Here is an 18811-nt window from a genome sequence, read left to right on the forward strand (position 1 = left end):
CCGGAAGAAACTACGACAAAAACCGAATATTATTAATCATTAGCCTCTTTTAGCTTTGCTCTTCTACGCACTTTACTACCTGAAGTAACTCTTTCAAACTTGTTTTGTTCTTTGTTCCAAGCGTATTTATAGGTAACGGTTTTAACTTCGGTAATAAGTATATCTCCGTTAGCAAGCTGCATGATATCCGAACCCTTACTAAGTGCATCGTTAACTAAATTAGTCGACTTCCTTATGTAATTGATGTCAGTAGCAGGATTATTGTTATCACTCGCAATTTCAGGTAAGTTTTTAATTAAGTTAAGAACTGATGACACGATCTTTTTCTCCTAATTTACGTAATTTATAATTTCACTTTGTAAAAATTTCTTTCGCTCCTAATTGAGCCTTGAGGAGAAATTAACAGCCATTTCTTAATAAACCGTTAACGAGTGAATTAATTTTTGAGAAAAATTTGAGTTTTTGTTAATTTTTAAAAAACAACGACATTGTTGAATTAGTATATTTCTGATTAATGTCATTCTGAACTTGTTTCAGTATGACAAAAACTATGTTTAGTCGGCAATGCCGATTTTTTTTAACGCCCTCTGTTATTAGGGTCATCATCACGTTTAAAACAGTTTAACTTATCCACAAATTTATGAGTTATATCATTAACACCATCTAATCTTCTGTTAATTCTCTCTATCATATCAAAAGCACCACTGTTTCTGCCTACTCTTTCAACGCCTTCAACCCACCTAGATGTGAAACTTGAATGAGCGTCATTCAAACGCTGAACATTTCCCCTTCTGAGCAAGGATTTATTGTCGTTAAACTGACTCATAAGCTCCTTTGTATCATCTTCGGATATTTTTGGGAAATCACTTTTTTCTAAAGAATCCTGTAAAGTTTCAAGAATATATTCTCTTACCGTACCTTTTGGGACTACGTTAATTTCATTGTCTGTTTTAGCTTTAGCTAATTCAAATTTCTTCGGATTAAAGAAAGCTTGAGCGTATAAAGGAGTTGTTTTTGGATCGATTGTTTTTCTTAGAAGGTTATTTTTTACTTCTTCCGTAGAATCTATATCATCAAGTTCATGCTGATACGTATTTCTTATTTTAGATTTTTGATACTCGGTAAGACCTTGTCCGGACGGCATTTCGACCTCTTCAGTTTTGTAATAAGCGTATTTTCAAATAACAAAACTGCTATAACACAAAACAGCATAGTTGTATATTTTTAGATACAGCCCGCCGAAAAATGTTAAAAAGGCGTTAAAAGATCAAGAATTTGAGTTCCGTATCTCGGCTGCTGAACATTTGTAAGCTGTCCTCTGCCTCCATAAGAGATACGAGCCTCGGCTATCTGGTTCGAATCAATGGAGTTATCCGCTGCTATATCTTCCTGCCTTACGATTCCGTCAACAGTTATTTTTCTAACCTCAAAATTTACCCTTATTTCCTGATCGCCATGAATTACAAGATTTCCGTTAGGTAATATCTGTGTAACCATCGAAGCTATCTCGGTTTCTATTATCTCCTCACGATCCACCGTACCGGTACCTGAGGAAGTACCAGTTGAAGCTACGTCTAGCAAAAATGAGGCAGGCGATGTCCCCGGTATAACATCAAGAAGTTTATCCTGAATACCGAAAACCGACCCTGCGTTTGAATCCTCATCGGTAGAACGGCTACGCTGTGTCGAATTTTCAAGCTCTGCTTTATCCTGTATCTTTACAACAACTTTTAAAATATCTCCCACCCTTCGTGCTTTCATATCCTTAAAGAAAGCTCTGGCTCCCTGCTGCCAAAGAGAATTAGCGTATTGAGGCTGCAACTCGCTTTCTTCCTCCTCCCACTCAACAGGTTCATAACTTCTCTTGGACATAGGCAGTTCCATTTTCTCCAACGGAGGCTCTTTACCTATATTTTTCATTTCACTTAATGAATCCCCACAACCTGAAACTACGGTAGTGACTAACAAAATCGATATTGCTTTACTTAAATTATTTATTTGCATTTTTTATCCACCTTCACCCATGACAAAATCATTTATAGTGTTTTAACTTTTCAATATTTAGGACTGTCATCCCCGACTTGTTCGGGGATCTGAATAAATTTAAATGAGATCCCCCTATAATTTTCTACGAAAATTCGGGGGATGACAGTATTGTTAAAAAGTGTAAGTACTGTAAAAATCATAATTGCCCTGCATTGATTATAGCCGATGTTGAATTTTTCACCATAGCCTCCACTATCTTATTACTGCTTGTATTTCTCACCCTTATAACATCTCCCCTCGCACCGCTTTCCATAGCTACTCCTTTTGCGGTAACGGTAATAGACGGAGTCTCATATACAATATCTATGTTATCGGTACGCTGAACTATCTGTTTGTTTTGTACGTCCCTGCCACGTATAGGACGCAAGGCAGACTTAGAATTTTTTAATGTTTTTCCTATCAACTCACTAGGGTCTGTAACGGTATCGTGCATTAGCCTATGAGCTTGAACATCAATAAATTCGATATCGTCCTCGGTTATAACAGTTCCAAAAGGAATGCGTGTAGCAAGTGACGGGATACTTATTATCTCATCATAAGAACCGTTTATATCCAGAACTTGCCTAAAATCACCGTTCGTAAAAGACACCTTATAATCAAAACGCCTAGCTCTCTTGTTAATATCATATTCGACTATCTCAACATCAAAATATTCTTTTTCAATATCGAACTGAACTCCCTTTCGGTAACTTCTAAGCTCAATATCAATCCTGTCCGATTGCAACTCGTCCATTAGAGAGTCTGATATCATACTTTCTATCTTATCGACGCTTATAACGCTTATATTTTCAAAGATACTTTCTTCAGTGTACATTTGTTCCGAAGCGTTTGAAAAAGGTACTCCAAACAACATACCAATTGAAAATATAACCAAACATTTAAACATTTCCGCCCTCTACTCCTTTTTTATATTTAATTACGCCGCCTGATTTAATGTTTGCATACTCTCGTCGGTAGCTTCCATAACCTTAATATTCATTTCAAAGGCACGTTGAGCCTTTATCATATTTGTCAGTTCGGTAACAGGAATCACATTAGAACCTTCCAGCCACCCTTGTGTGATAGCCCCGAATCCGTCTTCATTAGGTGTTCCGTCCGTAGGAGGACCGGAAGCCTCGGTTTCAACCATCAAATTTTGTCCCACAGATTCAAGCCCTGCCTCATTGATAAACCTGACCAGCTCAAACTGCCCCAGATTTGAAGGAGCAGTCTGCCCGGCAATCGTAACTATAACCTCTCCGCTATTATTGACGGTAACACTGCTTGAATTATCAGGTATCGTTATTCCGGGTGAAACGGTATATCCGTCCGCCGTAACTATCTCACCGTCACCGTTTACCTGAAAAGCACCGGCTCTTGTATATGCCTCCGTTCCATCGGGTAGACTTACCCTGAAATATCCTTTTCCGTTTATCGCCAAATCAAAAGGGTTACTTGTCTGTTCAAAAGCACCCTGTTCGGCAATGGAATATACCGCAGCGGTTGAAACCCCCAATCCTATCTGTATTCCAGTAGGACGGATTGTTCCTGCATCGGACGTTTGAGTACCAACTCTTTTATCATGAACATATAGCAAGTCCTGAAACTCGGCTCTCTTACGCTTATATGCGGTTGTATTTTGGTTGGCAAGGTTGTTGGCAATAACATCTATGTTGGTTGTTGCCGCCTGCATTCCGGTTGCTGCCGTGTGTAGTGATTGCATTATCTTACTCCCTTATTGCCTTGTTAACGTTTTTATTGAATTTAGTTTGATATCGTGGATATCCCTTTGAAGCATCTTTACAGTTTCAATATTACGTGACACTTCTATTAAATCAGTCATGGCACGTACCGAGTTAACGTTTGAAGCCTCTATCATGCCCTGCACAACTTTTGACTCCTCACTCGGTATAGGTGTCCGGTCGGTTTTATAGAATCCCTGCCCTTCCCTTACCAAAGCCTGATAATTTGCAAACTCGAATATTCCTATTTGTCCCCTTTCCTCGGCTCCGGCAGAAACCAGACCGTCTTCTCTTATTATAATATTTATGTCTTCTTCGGTTAATTCAACCGTACCGCCACCCGGACCTAACAAAGGGTAGCCCTCTTTAGTAACAAGCGAACCTTCGGAGTTAACCGCCAGATTGCCGCCTCTGGTAAAACGGATACCGCGGGGAGTGTCCACCATAATGAACCCCGGACCGTTTATGGCAATATCAAGCTGCCTTTTAGTCGCTATCAGGTTGCCTTGTGAGTAATCACGCTTTGAAGCGGATATCGTCCCAAATGATATATGGGAGCGGTCATCCATTCTTTCGCCAAGCTCGTCGTAAACGTCCGACTCAGCCTTAAATGCTGTTGTATTAACATTGGCTACCATATCGGAGATACGGCTCATAGTCTTATTTAGGTCACCCTGACGGGCAGCCAACACATATAAAGAATTATCCGCGGATGCACCTGTAACCGATATAACCGATACGAACGAAATTATCGTCGCAATTTTCATAAATCTCATTTTAAATACCCTAAACCGTTCTTTTAGTTTTCGGGCTACCTGCCAATTTTAGTATCAAAAACCCATTGTCAAAAATACCGCTTTAGCCTACATGCTAAAATAAATTGTACCTAACTGATACGCACTTTTCATGCCAGTTTCAAAAACCCCTTCATTTTCAATGGCTAACCAAATTAACGACTATTATTTTACACAAAGAATAAACTCAAACGGCATTTTTTTCTCCTAACAACAGAAAATTTTGCCTAACTAGCCCACCTTATCACAGCCACTTAACACAAACACAATTATTATCCACAACAATTTGGACACACATACAAAAAAACTAACTATATTTAGTGTTTTTCTATTGAGAATTACTCTACATATGCATATGATTAAACTTGTGTAATTGTGTTATTTTACACCTCTTGAATCTAAACCGATAGGTAATTAATGGCTGAAGAAGAAAAGAATATTGAGGAGAAAAAGGACGAGGACACCTCCGAAAATGAAGCTGAGGAAGCCAAAGGGGAAGGGGAAGAAGATGGCGGTGAAGGTGAAGAAGGCGGCGAAAAAAAGAAGAAAAAGAAAGGCGGCAAACTTAAGCTTATAATAATTGTCTTAGTATTGCTATTAGCGGGCGGTGGTGGTGCCGCAGCATATTTTATGGGATTTTTTAATAAAAAGATAGAAGTAAGCAGTGGCGAGATAAGAGAGGGCGAAGAAGTTGTCGGTGAAGACGGTGTAATTGAAAAAACAGTTTTCTACGATATGGAAGAATTTATTGCCAACCTCAATGTGGGCAGTAAAAGACCGAGTTTTTTAAAAATGACCGTGTCCCTTGAGCTTGCAGGTGAATCGCAAATACCTATGGTTGAATCAAAAATGCCTAGAATAAGGGATAGCTTTCAGGTTTATCTCAGGGAATTACGGCAGGAGGACTTGCAAGGCTCGGCAGGTCTTTACCGCTTAAGGGAAGAACTTTTGCTTAGAATAAACAAAATAGTTTACCCTGCTAAAATAAATGACATTTTGTTTAAGGAAATATTAGTACAATAGGTTTACAATACGTTAAACGCACAATTGCGTTAACATTAAGAGTTTGAATTTAAGCTATGGCAGAAGAAGGGCAACAAACAGAAGAGGAAATGGCGGCAGCCATGGAAGCTATGGCAGGCGGTGGCGGTGGCGATGACTCGAAAGCTCTGTCTCAGGACGAGATAGACAATCTTCTCGGCTTTAGTGCCGCCCCCGTTCATGAAAAAAAGACCGGCATTGAGGCTATGCTTGACAAGGCATTGCTTTCTTATGAACGCTTCCCGATGCTTGAAGTGGTGTTCGACAGGTTCGTCAGAATGCTTTCCACCTCTTTACGCAACTTCACCTCCGATAACGTTGATGTTGATATTCACTCAATTACGTCACTTAGGTTCGGTGATTACGTAAACTCGATACCCATGCCTGCGATACTTTCGGTATTTAAGGCAATAGAGTGGGAAAACCTTGCTCTGGTTACATATAACGGTTCTATCGTTTATTCGATGGTTGATGTTTTGTTCGGCGGCAGAAAATCCAATCGCCCTATAAGGATTGAAGGTCGCCCCTATACTTCTATTGAACAAAGCATAGTAAGGCAGGTAACGGAACTTATACTTTTAGATATGGGAGCGGCATTTGACCCTCTTAGCCCTGCAACATTCCAGTTCGAAAGAATAGAAACAAATCCGAGATTTGCAACAATAGCACACCCGTCAGATACCGTTGTACTGCTGCAATTACGTGTCGATATGGAAGAACGCGGGGGAAATATAGAGGTTATGTTCCCTCTTGTAACCTTAGAGCCTATCAAAAAATTACTTACCCAGACCTTTATGGGCGAATCTTTCGGTAAAGATTCAATATGGGAGTTGCATTTAGGTAAAGAAATATATAACACTGATGTGGTGGTTAAGGCTATCTTGGGAAAAAAGAAAACCACAATGGAAAAATTAATGAGGCTCAAAGTCGGCGACACTATAATTTTAGATAATAAAGCAAGTGAAGATATAGACCTTACATGCGAAGGTATTCGTGTTTTAAAAGGAAAGATCGGCAAGGTAGAAGAAGACGTGGCAATCGCCGTTAGTCAGGTTATAAATAAAAACATGCGAGAACGCGATTAATGGCAGAAATACTGGATATCATAGTTATTTCATTATTATTGGTAGCAATAGTTTACGGTGTGATACTAAACCGTAAGATATCTATATTGCAGCAAAGCAAGAAAGAACTGGCAAATCTTTTTAAGAGCTTTGATGAGACTATACTGCAAGCTCAAATAGGTATTGACGACCTCAAAAAAGTCAGCACCGAGATTTCAGGATTACTTAGCGATAAAATGGATAAGGGATATGTACTGATTGATGATCTGGCATTCTTAACTGAAAAAGCCGAAAAAGTTACTCAGGTCATGGACGACAAAGTTAAAAAAGCTCAAAAAAAGGCGGCAGTCATTCAGGCTGTCAAGCCGGTTACTCCCGACATTTCACAGGGCAGCCATGTCTTTACAAGCCCTAATCCCGAAGAAATAAAAGCACTGCGTCAACAAAATTCCTTAAGCAATTCAAAAACAAAGCCACAGGAAAATAATATCAAACCGTTTGTTGATTCAAAAAAAGCAAAAGCCCTTGAATCATTACTTGAACAGATAAACGAGAATAAAGAAACTCAAAAAAACAATATAAAAACAAACAAACCTGTTTCATCTTTTTCCAATAATAATGAAAAAGATGAAGAACAGATAGTTGCCGATATGTTAAAAGCCATCGGATATGGTGATAAATAATAATTTTATACGGATTTTATAACGTCATGAGGCTAAGGATATTACCCCTTATTCTATTTTTTGCTTTTACATCTATAGTTGTAAAGGTGTTTGATGCTATTATCGAAAAAGCTAACGCCCCTTCCGATAAGCTGGTATCTCAATTTGAGGCTCTGGCTCAAGAAGGAGAAATTGAAGTTGAGGAAGGGGAAGAAGGCCTGCCAGACGGCGAATCTTCCGACGAAGAGGCGGTGTTAAGTCCGGGTTATTCAGGTGCGGGGCCAAAAGAGCTTGAAGTCACTAACATGACAGAAATGGAAAGGAATCTGCTTGAGAATCTTGCCAACCGCAGAAAGGAACTGGAAGATTGGAGCAAGTCTATTGCGATGAAAGAAAACATACTTAACGCCACCGAAAAAAAAATTAGCCATAAAATGGAGGAGCTAAAAGAGCTAAAACAAGACATAAGCAGCTTGCTTGAAGAATATAATGAAAAAGAAAACAAGAAAATCATCCGGCTTGTAAAAATATATGAGAATATGAAACCGCAAAATGCTGCACAGGTATTTGAAAGCATGGACATGCAGATAATTGTTGAAATAGCCGGCAAGATGAAGGAAGCAAACCTTGCCAAAATAATGGACAAAATGAATGTTGACAAGGCTAAGGTCATCACCGAAAAGCTCGCAACACAGCGTAAATTAGTTGTTAACTAAATTTTAACAAAACTTTGATACCATACCCTCTAAGATGGAAGCTCTGCCATAATAATGCAATTGAAAATTGCAACACAGGCATAAAAACCCATCTATAAAGGAGCATGTGGTAATGGTTGATAAGAATATGAGTATTTTAGTTGTTGATGACTTTAAAACAATGCGACGAATCGTAAGCAACCTCTTAATACAGCTAGGTTTTAATAACATTGATGAAGCAATTGACGGTCAATCAGCTTTGGCAAAGATTTCAGAAAAAGAATATAAAATGATAATTTCCGACTGGAATATGGAACCCATGAGCGGCTTTGAATTGTTACAAAGTATTCGTTCGTCTGACGGTAATATACGAACAGTACCGTTTATAATGATTACTGCCGAAAGCAAGCCTGAAAATATAATAAAAGCAAAACAGGCAGGGGTTAATAACTATATAGTTAAACCGTTTAATGTAGATACATTAAAAAACAAATTAACGGCAGTACTAGGAGAATTTTAACATTTTCGTAACTGGGGATAAAAAAATGGAGCTATCCAAAGACTTATATTATAAATTATGTAGCCTAAAAGATAAAAACGGTAACAATGTGGAGCTTAATCAAGTAGAATCAGTTGTTTCCGACTTGATTTTACTTTTTAAAACTCACTGCAATAAATATGATAGTCAATTATTCGAAGAAATAAAAGCAATCGGCGATACGGCACATTCTGCCAAAATGGACTTTAATGACGGCAAGAAGGATAACGTTATAGAATCAGCGTCTTCGGAGCTTGATGCAGTTATAGAGTCAACGGAGCAGGCAACAGATACGATACTTGACTCGGCTGAGAATATACAGAAAATAATTTTAAACAGCCCTGAAAATGAGGTTTCAAAGGGTATTACAGACAATGTAATGATAATTTTTGAAGCCTGCAACTTTCAGGACATAACAGGACAACGCATTAAAAAAATATCAAAAGCACTTGATTTCATTGAACACTCCGCAGGACACATACTTTCGAAATATTCTTATGAGGATATAAACAAAGATGAACGAGGCGATGCCCACTTAATGAAAGGCCCCGGGTCCAATCAAGACTCACCGAATCAGGATGATATTGACAAACTATTTGATAGTGTCTAGTCTTAAATTTCAACTTTTAAGCTATTATATTATTATAGTTTTGTAATGGAACAGCAGCACGACAAAACTAACTACGAGATTGAGCCTTCACAAACCGGAGCTTTCGCTTTATTTGTCCCCTTATACTTAGTTATATTAGCCTTTTTTATCTTATTGAACAGCATATCCGATGAAAACCAAAAGAAAAAGGAAGAGGCTATTTCAAGTATCGAAGAGTCGTTTTCTTCAGGCTCAGGTCGAACCGACTTAGAGAACAAGGCATTGTTTTTTTCGTTCTCACAAATTGTCACTACATATTTTGATGATGTGGAAAAAGAGCTAAAAAGTGCTTATAAGCCTGATGAGTTCACCGTAGAGAGAAAGGGCTACAAAATGATGATAAAAATACCGCTTAGGAAGGTATTTGAAAAAGACTCGGCAAATATAATTGAATTTCAAAAAAGCCTTTTCAACAGGCTGGTTAAAACAATATCCCTTGACAGAAGAGGGGTTGATGTAAAGATAAATATAAAAGTCGATTCACAAGGCTTCTCTTTACTTGATAATAAAGATGCGTTTGAGATAGATAAAGAACGCTCGACAAATATCGTTGAGAAATTTTTAGATAATAATATTGAAAAAAAACATATAACGGCAGGTATAGCATTTAACAATGAACAATATCTAATAATCGAAACAAATGTTAAGAAATCAGATAATTTTTTTGAAGGTCTGCTCGACAAATGACCCAAAACAACGAACATTTTTTACACGAATTTAAAACCGAAGAGACGACAAGTAACAACAATTGGATGATGACTTTTGCCGACCTTTTATCATTGTTGTTGGTATTTTTTATTTTGATATACGCGACAACTTCAATAAAAAAAGGTCAGTGGGATAAGCTAAGGGAATCAATGGGAGAATCTTTTAAAGCTGCAAAGGTGATTGAAAAGAAATTAGTTACTAACCTGCATGCCACTAAAATTACCATAAATAAAGGTACCGATATTGACTACCTTGAAGCGGTAATTGAAAGTAAAATAAAAGATGACGCATTTTTAAAAAATAATATAAAACTGGAAAAAGACGCAAATAGTTTAATAATCAAGATTAACGGCCCAAACTTATTTGAAGGCAACTCCCCTGTTCTGACTGAAGATTCCAGAGTACTACTATTTATTATCGGCGATGCTTTACAAAGAGTAAAAAACCGTATCGAGGTATTCGGATACATAAACGAAAATGACGAAAGCAAACACACCGACAGCTTGAAACTTGCGTTATCCAGAGCCGTTAAATTAGCCTCCGGCATGCGGGATGCAGGCAACTTATCAAAGCTGGAAGCAATGGTAAAAAATGAAAAGCCATCCGGCTTAGATGATAAATCCTTAAACAGAATAGATATAATAGTACGCCCATATATTAATAGCCCGGACTGAAAATAATGGTTGAAAATATCGTAGAATATGTTTATTCTTTTTGTATAGATATTGCGGTTATATGATTGCATATATACTATATATAGCAAGTAGCTAATACCTAAAATCATTATATATTAAACGGTATTAAGTGAAAAAATTCACCTTTTATTTTTTGTACGCCTTTTTAACGGTAATAATAATATTACCGTCCTCTAGCTATAGTATATCGGATAATACCAAAAAAATTGTTGTAAAGGTTGTTGATAAAGGACAATTTTTAAGGATATTTTTCTATACCGACCCTGATGTAAAATTCACACCCAAAATGCATGACGGTAAACTAGACGTATCTTTTGAAGAAGAATTTACTCCTTATTTAAATACCTTAGATAAAAATGTTAACAAATATATAAAGTCGATAGATACCACTAGCAATACAAAAACCATATCTTTTAATTTATATGATAACCGGTATGCGTACAGAAAATTTATCAGTGAGAAATTTGTTGGTATTGACTTAATTGTCAATACCAAACAAGAGCCTGATATACAGGTCGCAAAAAAAGAGCCGCAATCTACAAAGAAAGAAGCCGTTCAAATTAAGGAGGAACAACCAAAACCTTTAAAAAGGGTAGTTGAGACTGCCGAATTAAATTTGTTACAGCAATTCGAAGATGCAGGTCTTGGCGAAAAGCTGTTTAGAAGCCTTGAACTGGCTCAAAACACCGTTGAAACTCCGACAGAAGAAACCGAAGAAGAGCTGGAATCGCAAGAAGTCGCCGAAGAGGATTCTCCGAGTACGCCTGAAATTGTAGAAAATAATAACACGGTTGCAGAAGAGCCGGAACCACAAAAATTTACAAAGAAGGACGGCTCGGCAGATAATTTGTTTTTTGAGTGGGACAGACCGGTTGGGGCTGCAGTATTTCACAGAGGGGCGTATTTATGGGTTATATTTGATAAATACCGTCAGGTAAATACTACCGATATACTAACTGAAAAACCTGAAATATACGAAGATGCCGAGCAGCTTGATAACAAATATTATACTATTTTGAGATTAAAATTAAGGGATAGCTATTATGCCGTTCCACACAGGGAAGAAAACAACTGGCTAATATCCCTGACAAAACAAAAATCCCTACCCCAATATGAGCCGGAAATATCAATTCAGGATAGCGAGCTTCACGGCTCAAAATTAAATATTAAAGGCTTTGAAAACACTTTAAAACCTATCCGCCTAACCGACCCGACAGTTGGCGATGAAATGATAGTAATTCCTCTCATTGAGGAGAGCAGCGGCTTTAAAGTGCCAAGAAAATATCCCGATTATACCGTTCTAAATACATATCAGGGTATAGTGATAAACCTGATATCCGACTTTATCAGTTTTGGTGCCGATAAAAACAATATTGAAATTTCAGGCCCCACTAACAAACTGGCAGGAGGTGCACAGCTAGCCTTAAGAGAGCTACAGGAAAAAGAACGGCTGGCAAGGGAGCAGGTAGAACGCCTGAAAGAAAAGGGTCAGGACATTACAGCCATAAAATTCAACACGTGGAAAATCGGAGATGATAAAACCTACCTGAAAGACCTTAAAAACATTTTGTGGGAAATAACAGAGGTTGACTGGAAGGAAAAAAATGAAAAACGCCTTAAACTTGCAAGATTCTATTTTGCACATTCTTTATATCAGGAAGCTATCAGTATCATTAACACTATAAAGGAGTTTGACAAAAACTACGCTAAAAACAATGACGTAAGAATAGTTGAGGCAGCCTCATTATATATGGCACATAGATATGACGATTCGATTGAGGCATTTAATAATATCGATATCAATTCTCTTGATGAACGTGGCAAAGCCGAGATAGCGTTTTGGACGGCTGCGGCAAATATAGGACTCGGCAGCCAGATAAAAATTGATAAATTCATCGGTAGTAACCCTGTACTTGAGCAAAAAAAAGAGGACGACAAAAATAGCCTTGAAGACGGCAATACTACCGATAATACAAGGCTGATTTATGAAACCTCCTCAAGATTACTGCGTATAATCAGGCAGATTGACCCCGACTTTGCCAACTCCGAAGAAGTACAGAAACTTGAATCCACAGCACGTTTTGTTACCGACCACTATCAGGAAGAGATAAAGCGCTTTGAAGAAAGCGAGTTATATCAATCATCCGACGCCTTTCAGATAGAAGATAACAAATTATGGTGGAGTACGTCCGAGCAAAGAAAACAAGAAGAACTAAGAATGAATTTTATTGAGAATGTTGAAGTATTTTTAAAATTCTATCCCGACAGGGTATTTAACGACTTTGCATTGATAGCCCTAGAAGACAGGCTAAAAAGAAACGACGTGGTTGTCGCAGAAGAAATAATAAGCTTATTAAAAGACGAGGAACGGGAATTTACCAAAAACAGTATTGAGTTTCTAAGGGGACTGTTCTACGCAAAAGACGAGGAATCCGAAAAAGCTATTCAAACGTGGTTAAATCTAAGTGGAAATGTTTTAGACCGATATAACCGTACCCGTTCGCAACTAGCCCTTACGATATATGAGTTACGCCTGAAAAAAATTGAAGTCACCGATGCAATTGACAGATTAAACGACCTTCGCATAAGCTGGCGTGGCGGCGTTTTGGAATTCAATATATTAAAGATGCTTGGTGAATTCTACATGGAAGAAAAGGAATATATGAAAGGCTTTGCTGTATGGAGGTCTTCTATAGCTGCATTCCCCGGTTCTGATGAATCACTGTTAATCGCAAAAAAAATGAGTGACAAGTTCGTACAGATATTCAGTCAGGGCGAAGTTGATGAAATGCCTAAGCTTGACGCTTTAACCCTTTATTACGAGTTCAGGGAACTAACTCCGATAGGTAAACTCGGAGATGAAATGATAAGCCGCCTTGCCGACCGCCTTATTGAGGTTGACCTGCTAGACAGAGCTGCGGCACTCCTTACCCACCAGATACGTTTCAGGCTTATAGGGGAAGAGCGAGATATTACAGCCCTTAAACTTGTTAATGTTCACTTAAAAAACCGCTCACCGCAAAAAGCGTACGATGTTTTAATGGCAACGGAGAATGATAATATCAGTGAAGAAATAAAGGATAAAAGGCAATATATAAAGGCTCATGTATTGATAGAACTCGGCAAGAACAACCAAACCCTTGCACTTTTAAAAGGCAATGATAGCCAAAAAGCGGCATTTTTACGTGCCGAAGTTTACTGGCGTAACAAGGTATGGAACAAGGTTATCGATGAACTGGAAACACCGTTCAGGGATATAAGGAGGGACGGACGCAAGGTTACACAAGATGAGATGAACCAGTTAATAAAGCTTGCCGTATCTTATGCTTTAATGGAGAGAAAAAGAAGATTACAGGTATTATACGAGGATTTCGAGCCACTCACTCCTGATAGTGATAGCAAGAAAGTATTTACATTCGTTGCTACCGACCGTGGACCCGTTGATTACAGAAATCTTGACCAAACGGTTGAGTTTGTAGACATGCAACAGTTCCTTGATAACTACCTGAAGGTAAACACAGAGCAGACCGCTACTAATGATGGTGGCGGTGCTTAACCGCCAAAACTTTTGACCAGACTCCCCACAACCATATACCAGCCGTCTATAAGCACAAAAAATATAAGCTTGAACGGCAATGAAATTAACACCGGCGGTAACATCATCATACCCATAGCCATCAGGGTTGAAGCAACCATCAGGTCAATTATCAAAAACGGTATGAACAGCAGAAAGCCTATTTCAAATGCACGCCTTAATTCACTTATCATAAATGCCGGTATTAAAATTCTTAAAGAGGTCTCTTCGATTTTTTCAGGAACCTTAGTATCTGACAATTCAAAAAACAGCCCCAAATCCTTTTCACGAACATTTTGCAGCATAAACACCTTGAATGGTGCAATTGTAGGCTCAATCGCCTCTTCTTCGGTTATCTCCTCGTCCATCAAAGGCTTTAGCCCTTTATTATATGACTCCATAAAAACAGGCTGCATGATAAACATGGTAAGAAAAAGTGATAAACTTATTATAACGGAATTAGGCGGAGTCTGCTGCAATCCTAGTGCCGTTCTTAAAAACGAGAACACAACAACTATTCTGGTAAATGACGTTACCATCACCAATATTGAAGGAGCAAGGCTTATAACGGTAATAAGTGCTATAAGCTGTAATATCCTTGAAGTAACCTGCCCTCCCCCTTCGCCCATATCAAGCGACAATGTTTGAGCAACGGCATTATTATCGCCTAAAGCCAGCAATAAGGTAAAAAACAAGATTATCCTCATTTCTCCCCCTTTGAATCAGATTGTTTAACTGTGATGTTATTCTCAATTACAGTTTCACTGTTCGCACCAAGTAATATAAGATGTTCGACATCATCCCTCTTGACTAATAACAACTTACGTTTTGCATCAACATAAAAAACCTCTTCTAAGGAAATACGCTTTGCGGCTTTTGACTTGCCTGCAAACTGACCTGAGGATACCCTCTTCAACAAGAATGAAAAAAGTCCTATCAGCCCCAAAACGAACACCAGTGCTAATATTGCTTTAATGTAGGCTGTGTAATCCATTTATTTAGCCTCATTCACACTGTTCAACATAGCCGTGCCATATGCTGACTGTGCCTTTCGCCTTTGAGAAGTATAATTAATCTGCTCTCCTATCTCTAACTTACGTTCGGTAAGTGTTTCAACAATATAAGTTAATTCCTTTACGATATTGTCTATTTTTTCATCATATGATTTAGCCTCGGCAGCAGGAAGTTTTGTAACTAAATCACAAAACTTTCTGACATTCCTGTCTATATTTTCCATATTAACTTCCTTACCCGCATCAAGGGCGTGCATAGAAGCTTCTATTTCACCGCAAATAAATTTGTATAACCTATCGGGATTTATATCTTTTTCCATAACTCATTACCTAACTACTATCTCGTGCAAATAATTCACCTCCGGAAGAAGAAAGTCCATATAAAATTTTATAGTTTTTCTTTTTAGTTTGAAAAAACCCGATTCATCATCACCTAACGCCTTATCGGACATTGCCATCATAACCCCGCCCATAACAACCCCGAAAAGCCTTGTATAGTAATAAGCCTTAAACTCGGCTTTCTTATCGTCCATAGAACGTATCTGAGATGTAGCGTTCACCAATTTACCTATCGCATCTTTTACTACATCTTCGAACACACTTCCCTGCACAAGTTCAAAAACCTCAACAGACAGGCTTTCAAACAGCCTACCGTCATTTATAATTATTTTACGCTTCACCAGATCCATTGCCTGAATACCGTTAGTGCCTTCATATATCATGGCTATCCGTGAGTCACGCAGGTTTTGTGCTATCCCGTAATCTTCAACATAACCTACCCCGCCAAATACCTGCATAGCTTCCGATGACATAAAAAAGCCCATATCGGTTGCATTGGCTTTTAAAACAGGGATAAGTATATCGGTTATTTCTTTATATTTTTCTTTAACCGCTTCATCTTCATGATTTCTTGAAAGGTCGATACACTTGCCTATATAATAAGACAAAGCACGCATTGCCTCTGTTTGGCTTCGTATAGTAATCAGCATACGTTTAACGTCAGGATATTTAGCTATAGGCAATCCTCCCTGCACACGCTCTGCCGCAAAATTCTCCGCCTTTTGTAACGAATCCTCGGCAATGGCTACTCCTTCTACACCGACTGCAAGCCTTGCATTATTCATCATAGTGAACATATATTTTATGCCGTGATTTTCTTCTCCGACAAGATAACCTACCGCTCCATTTTCATCACCGAAATTCAAAACTGCCGTCGGGCTTCCGTGAATACCCAGCTTATGTTCGATACTTATAACCCTGATATCATTTTTAGAACCGTCCTCTAAAACCTTCGGCACAATAAAAAGCGATATGCCTTTTATTCCATCAGGTGCATCTTCACATCTTGCCAGAACCATATGGATAATATTATCGGTATAATCGTGATCTCCAAAGGTAATAAATATTTTCTGACCTTTTATCAGATACTTATCGCCGTCTTTTTTAGCTATAGTTTTAACCGCCCCAATGTCCGAACCTGCCGTTGACTCGGTAAGGCACATAGTCGCCGTCCACTCACCTGAAACTAACTTCCTCAGATATTTTTCTCTTTGGTCGGCACTACCGTGATTTTCGAGCAACTCCACCCCCCCTTGAGTCAATAACGGGCAAAGTGCAAAAGCAAAATTAGCACCGCTCCACATTTCAGATATGGCAGTCGATACCAACCACGGCAAGCCCTGCCCCCCTATTTCAGTAGAAAAAGGAACTGAATTCCAGCCGTTTTTTACAAACTGCTCATAGGCTTCTTTAAATCCTTCAGGTGTAGTTGTAACCGAATCTTTAGAATGTGCCCCCTGCTTATCTCCGATAACATTCAACGGAGAAAGCCTTTTGCCTGCAAATTTTGATGCCTCATCAAGCACGGCATTTATCAAAGACCCTGATAAATCCTTATACTTATCAAGCCTCAAAACATCTTCTAATTTCAGAACATCATTTAACAAAAAATTGATATCGTCTAAAGGAGCGTTGTAATTTTGCATGGCTTATCCGTTCAATTATAATCAAAAAAAATGTTCCGTGAAGTTTTATACTCTAATATGTTTTTCAACTATTTTCTATAGTATTTTATAAAAAATACCCCGCTGAAAAAAATAGCTTTATATTGGAACGTTTATTATATATAAACGGCTAAAAAACGGTCATTGCTAACTAGTATAGTTTTACGTCATTACCCGAATTTTGTGTAACAAAATTATAGGGTAATCCGGTTCAAATTGTGGGAGTTCCCCCTATAATTTTCTACGAAAATTCGGGGGACGACGCAATTTAAGGTGCGTTAACTATTTAGGTTAGCAATGCTAAAAAACGGGATTCAACAGGGACATAAAATGACTAACAACGTAAAAAAAGTGGTACTGGCATATTCGGGCGGTTTGGATACATCGGTAATATTATGCTGGTTAAAAGAACAATATAATTGTGAGGTAGTTACTTTCACGGCTGATATCGGTCAGGGCGAGGAGCTTGACCCTGTTCGCAGCAAAGCGGAGCAATTCGGCGTTACTCAAATATTCATTGATGACCTGCGTGAAGAATTCGTAAGGGACTATGTATTCCCTATGTTCCGTGCTAATGCTATTTATGAGGGCGAATATCTGCTTGGCACTTCAATTGCCCGTCCGTTAATTGCAAAACGCCAGATAGAAATTGCCAAAGAGGTGGGTGCTGATGCAGTATCTCACGGAGCAACCGGCAAAGGAAACGACCAAATACGTTTTGAGCTTGGTTATTATGCTTTAAAACCCGATGTAAAAGTTATAGCCCCTTGGCGTGAGTGGAATTTGAACTCCCGTACCAAACTTATAAAATACGCAGAAGAAAGAGGAATCCCCGTAGCTATGGATAAAAGGGGTGAGGCTCCATACTCAATGGACGCAAATCTGCTTCACATATCATATGAAGGGAAAGTATTGGAAGACCCTTGGCAAGCATATACCGAAGATATGTTCCGTCTTACCGTATCTCCTGAAAACGCACCGGATAAACCTACATATATAGAGATAGAGTTCGATAATGGTGACGCTATTGCCATAGACGGTGAAAAACTGTCCCCTGCCAACTTACTTGCTAAATTGAACAAGCTTGGAGGTGCAAACGGTATCGGAAGACTTGATATAGTTGAAAACCGCTATATCGGCATGAAATCCCGTGGTGTATATGAAACTCCGGGGGGAACTGTTTTATTAAAAGCACGCAGAGGAATAGAAAGCATTACATTAGATAAGGGTGCTATGCACCTGAAAGATGAGCTAATGCCACGCTATGCCGAGCTGATTTACAACGGCTACTGGTGGAGTCCCGAGCGTTATATGCTACAGGCTGCAATTGACAGATGCCAAAACCGTGTGAACGGTCTTGTCCGCTTAAAACTATATAAAGGCTCGGTTGAGGTTGTAGGTCGCAAGTCTGCTAATAGCTTATACAGCAACGAGATAGTGACCTTCGAAGAAGATGAAGTATATAATCAAAAGGATGCCGAAGGATTTATTAAGCTGAACGCACTGCGTTTACGCTTGGGAAAGAATCATAGCGAGAATTATCCTTCACCTGATTAGACTCTGCATAATAAATACGTCATCGCCTGAATTTGTGAAACAAATTATAGG

20 protein-coding genes are annotated in these 18811 nt (G+C 38.6%); 10 read left to right on the forward strand and 10 right to left on the reverse strand.

Annotated elements, in window-relative coordinates; translation table 11 throughout:
• Positions 1–32: 32 nt before the first annotated feature.
• The 6 genes from O2942_02105 to O2942_02130 form a co-directional block, all read right to left on the reverse strand.
• On the reverse strand, positions 33–317 hold the full coding sequence (locus O2942_02105; GenBank protein MDA0781040.1) for a DUF2671 domain-containing protein: 285 nt from the start codon (positions 315–317) through the stop codon (positions 33–35).
• Between the two features lie 260 nt (positions 318–577).
• On the reverse strand, positions 578–1144 hold the full coding sequence (locus tag O2942_02110; GenBank protein MDA0781041.1) for a hypothetical protein: 567 nt from the start codon (positions 1142–1144) through the stop codon (positions 578–580).
• Positions 1145–1248: 104 nt separating this feature from the next.
• A complete protein-coding gene (flgH, locus tag O2942_02115; GenBank protein ID MDA0781042.1) occupies positions 1249–2004 on the reverse strand; it encodes a flagellar basal body L-ring protein FlgH in 756 nt (251 codons plus the stop codon).
• Positions 2005–2182: 178 nt separating this feature from the next.
• Positions 2183–2932: a flagellar basal body P-ring formation chaperone FlgA gene (gene flgA, locus O2942_02120; protein MDA0781043.1), complete on the reverse strand. Its 750-nt coding sequence runs from the start codon at positions 2930–2932 to the stop codon at positions 2183–2185.
• Between the two features lie 30 nt (positions 2933–2962).
• A complete protein-coding gene (gene flgG, locus O2942_02125) occupies positions 2963–3748 on the reverse strand; it encodes a flagellar basal-body rod protein FlgG (protein MDA0781044.1) in 786 nt (261 codons plus the stop codon).
• A 12-nt stretch (positions 3749–3760) separates the two neighbouring features.
• Positions 3761–4543, reverse strand: a complete 783-nt coding sequence (locus tag O2942_02130; GenBank protein ID MDA0781045.1) for a flagellar hook basal-body protein — start codon at positions 4541–4543, stop codon at positions 3761–3763.
• Between the two features lie 435 nt (positions 4544–4978).
• Between O2942_02130 and O2942_02135 the strand changes: the two genes are divergently transcribed.
• The 9 genes from O2942_02135 (at position 4979) to O2942_02175 (ending at position 14169) form a co-directional block, all read left to right on the forward strand.
• Positions 4979–5584 (forward strand): flagellar basal body-associated FliL family protein, encoded by a 606-nt coding sequence (locus O2942_02135; GenBank protein ID MDA0781046.1) that lies wholly within the window; start codon positions 4979–4981, stop codon positions 5582–5584.
• Between the two features lie 56 nt (positions 5585–5640).
• The gene (fliM, locus tag O2942_02140) at positions 5641–6687 is read left to right on the forward strand and encodes a flagellar motor switch protein FliM (protein MDA0781047.1); all 1047 of its coding nucleotides are present in this window, start codon (positions 5641–5643) and stop codon (positions 6685–6687) included.
• A complete protein-coding gene (locus tag O2942_02145; GenBank protein MDA0781048.1) occupies positions 6687–7349 on the forward strand; it encodes a DUF6468 domain-containing protein in 663 nt (220 codons plus the stop codon). The genes fliM and O2942_02145 overlap by 1 nt, the downstream gene beginning before the upstream one ends.
• A gap of 26 nt (positions 7350–7375) precedes the next feature.
• Entirely contained in the window at positions 7376–8044 is a 669-nt protein-coding gene (locus O2942_02150) for a hypothetical protein (GenBank protein MDA0781049.1), read from the forward strand.
• A 112-nt stretch (positions 8045–8156) separates the two neighbouring features.
• Complete coding sequence (locus O2942_02155) at positions 8157–8543, forward strand: response regulator (GenBank protein MDA0781050.1); 387 nt, start codon at positions 8157–8159, stop codon at positions 8541–8543.
• Between the two features lie 25 nt (positions 8544–8568).
• Positions 8569–9171, forward strand: a complete 603-nt coding sequence (locus O2942_02160; protein ID MDA0781051.1) for a protein phosphatase CheZ — start codon at positions 8569–8571, stop codon at positions 9169–9171.
• A gap of 45 nt (positions 9172–9216) precedes the next feature.
• Positions 9217–9897, forward strand: a complete 681-nt coding sequence (locus O2942_02165; protein MDA0781052.1) for a hypothetical protein — start codon at positions 9217–9219, stop codon at positions 9895–9897.
• Complete coding sequence (locus O2942_02170) at positions 9894–10592, forward strand: hypothetical protein (GenBank protein MDA0781053.1); 699 nt, start codon at positions 9894–9896, stop codon at positions 10590–10592. The genes O2942_02165 and O2942_02170 overlap by 4 nt, the downstream gene beginning before the upstream one ends.
• Before the next feature lie 130 nt (positions 10593–10722).
• Positions 10723–14169 (forward strand): hypothetical protein, encoded by a 3447-nt coding sequence (locus O2942_02175; GenBank protein MDA0781054.1) that lies wholly within the window; start codon positions 10723–10725, stop codon positions 14167–14169.
• Here the strand turns inward: O2942_02175 and fliP are convergent.
• The 4 genes from fliP to O2942_02195 are packed head-to-tail and all read right to left on the reverse strand — an operon-like array spanning position 14166 to position 17185.
• Entirely contained in the window at positions 14166–14894 is a 729-nt protein-coding gene (gene fliP / locus O2942_02180; GenBank protein ID MDA0781055.1) for a flagellar type III secretion system pore protein FliP, read from the reverse strand. The genes O2942_02175 and fliP overlap by 4 nt on opposite strands.
• The gene (locus O2942_02185; GenBank protein ID MDA0781056.1) at positions 14891–15181 is read right to left on the reverse strand and encodes a flagellar biosynthetic protein FliO; all 291 of its coding nucleotides are present in this window, start codon (positions 15179–15181) and stop codon (positions 14891–14893) included. The genes fliP and O2942_02185 overlap by 4 nt, the downstream gene beginning before the upstream one ends.
• Complete coding sequence (locus tag O2942_02190) at positions 15182–15520, reverse strand: hypothetical protein (GenBank protein ID MDA0781057.1); 339 nt, start codon at positions 15518–15520, stop codon at positions 15182–15184.
• A 6-nt stretch (positions 15521–15526) separates the two neighbouring features.
• On the reverse strand, positions 15527–17185 hold the full coding sequence (locus O2942_02195; GenBank protein ID MDA0781058.1) for an acyl-CoA dehydrogenase: 1659 nt from the start codon (positions 17183–17185) through the stop codon (positions 15527–15529).
• 348 nt (positions 17186–17533) lie between these two features.
• Here O2942_02195 and O2942_02200 point away from each other — a divergent pair, with 348 nt between their 5' ends.
• Positions 17534–18760: an argininosuccinate synthase gene (locus O2942_02200; protein MDA0781059.1), complete on the forward strand. Its 1227-nt coding sequence runs from the start codon at positions 17534–17536 to the stop codon at positions 18758–18760.
• The last annotated feature ends 51 nt before the right edge of the window (positions 18761–18811 follow it).

It is taken from the genome of Pseudomonadota bacterium (genome assembly GCA_027620075.1).
Taxonomy (GTDB): Bacteria; Pseudomonadota; Alphaproteobacteria; order Rickettsiales; family UBA6187; genus 1-14-0-20-39-49.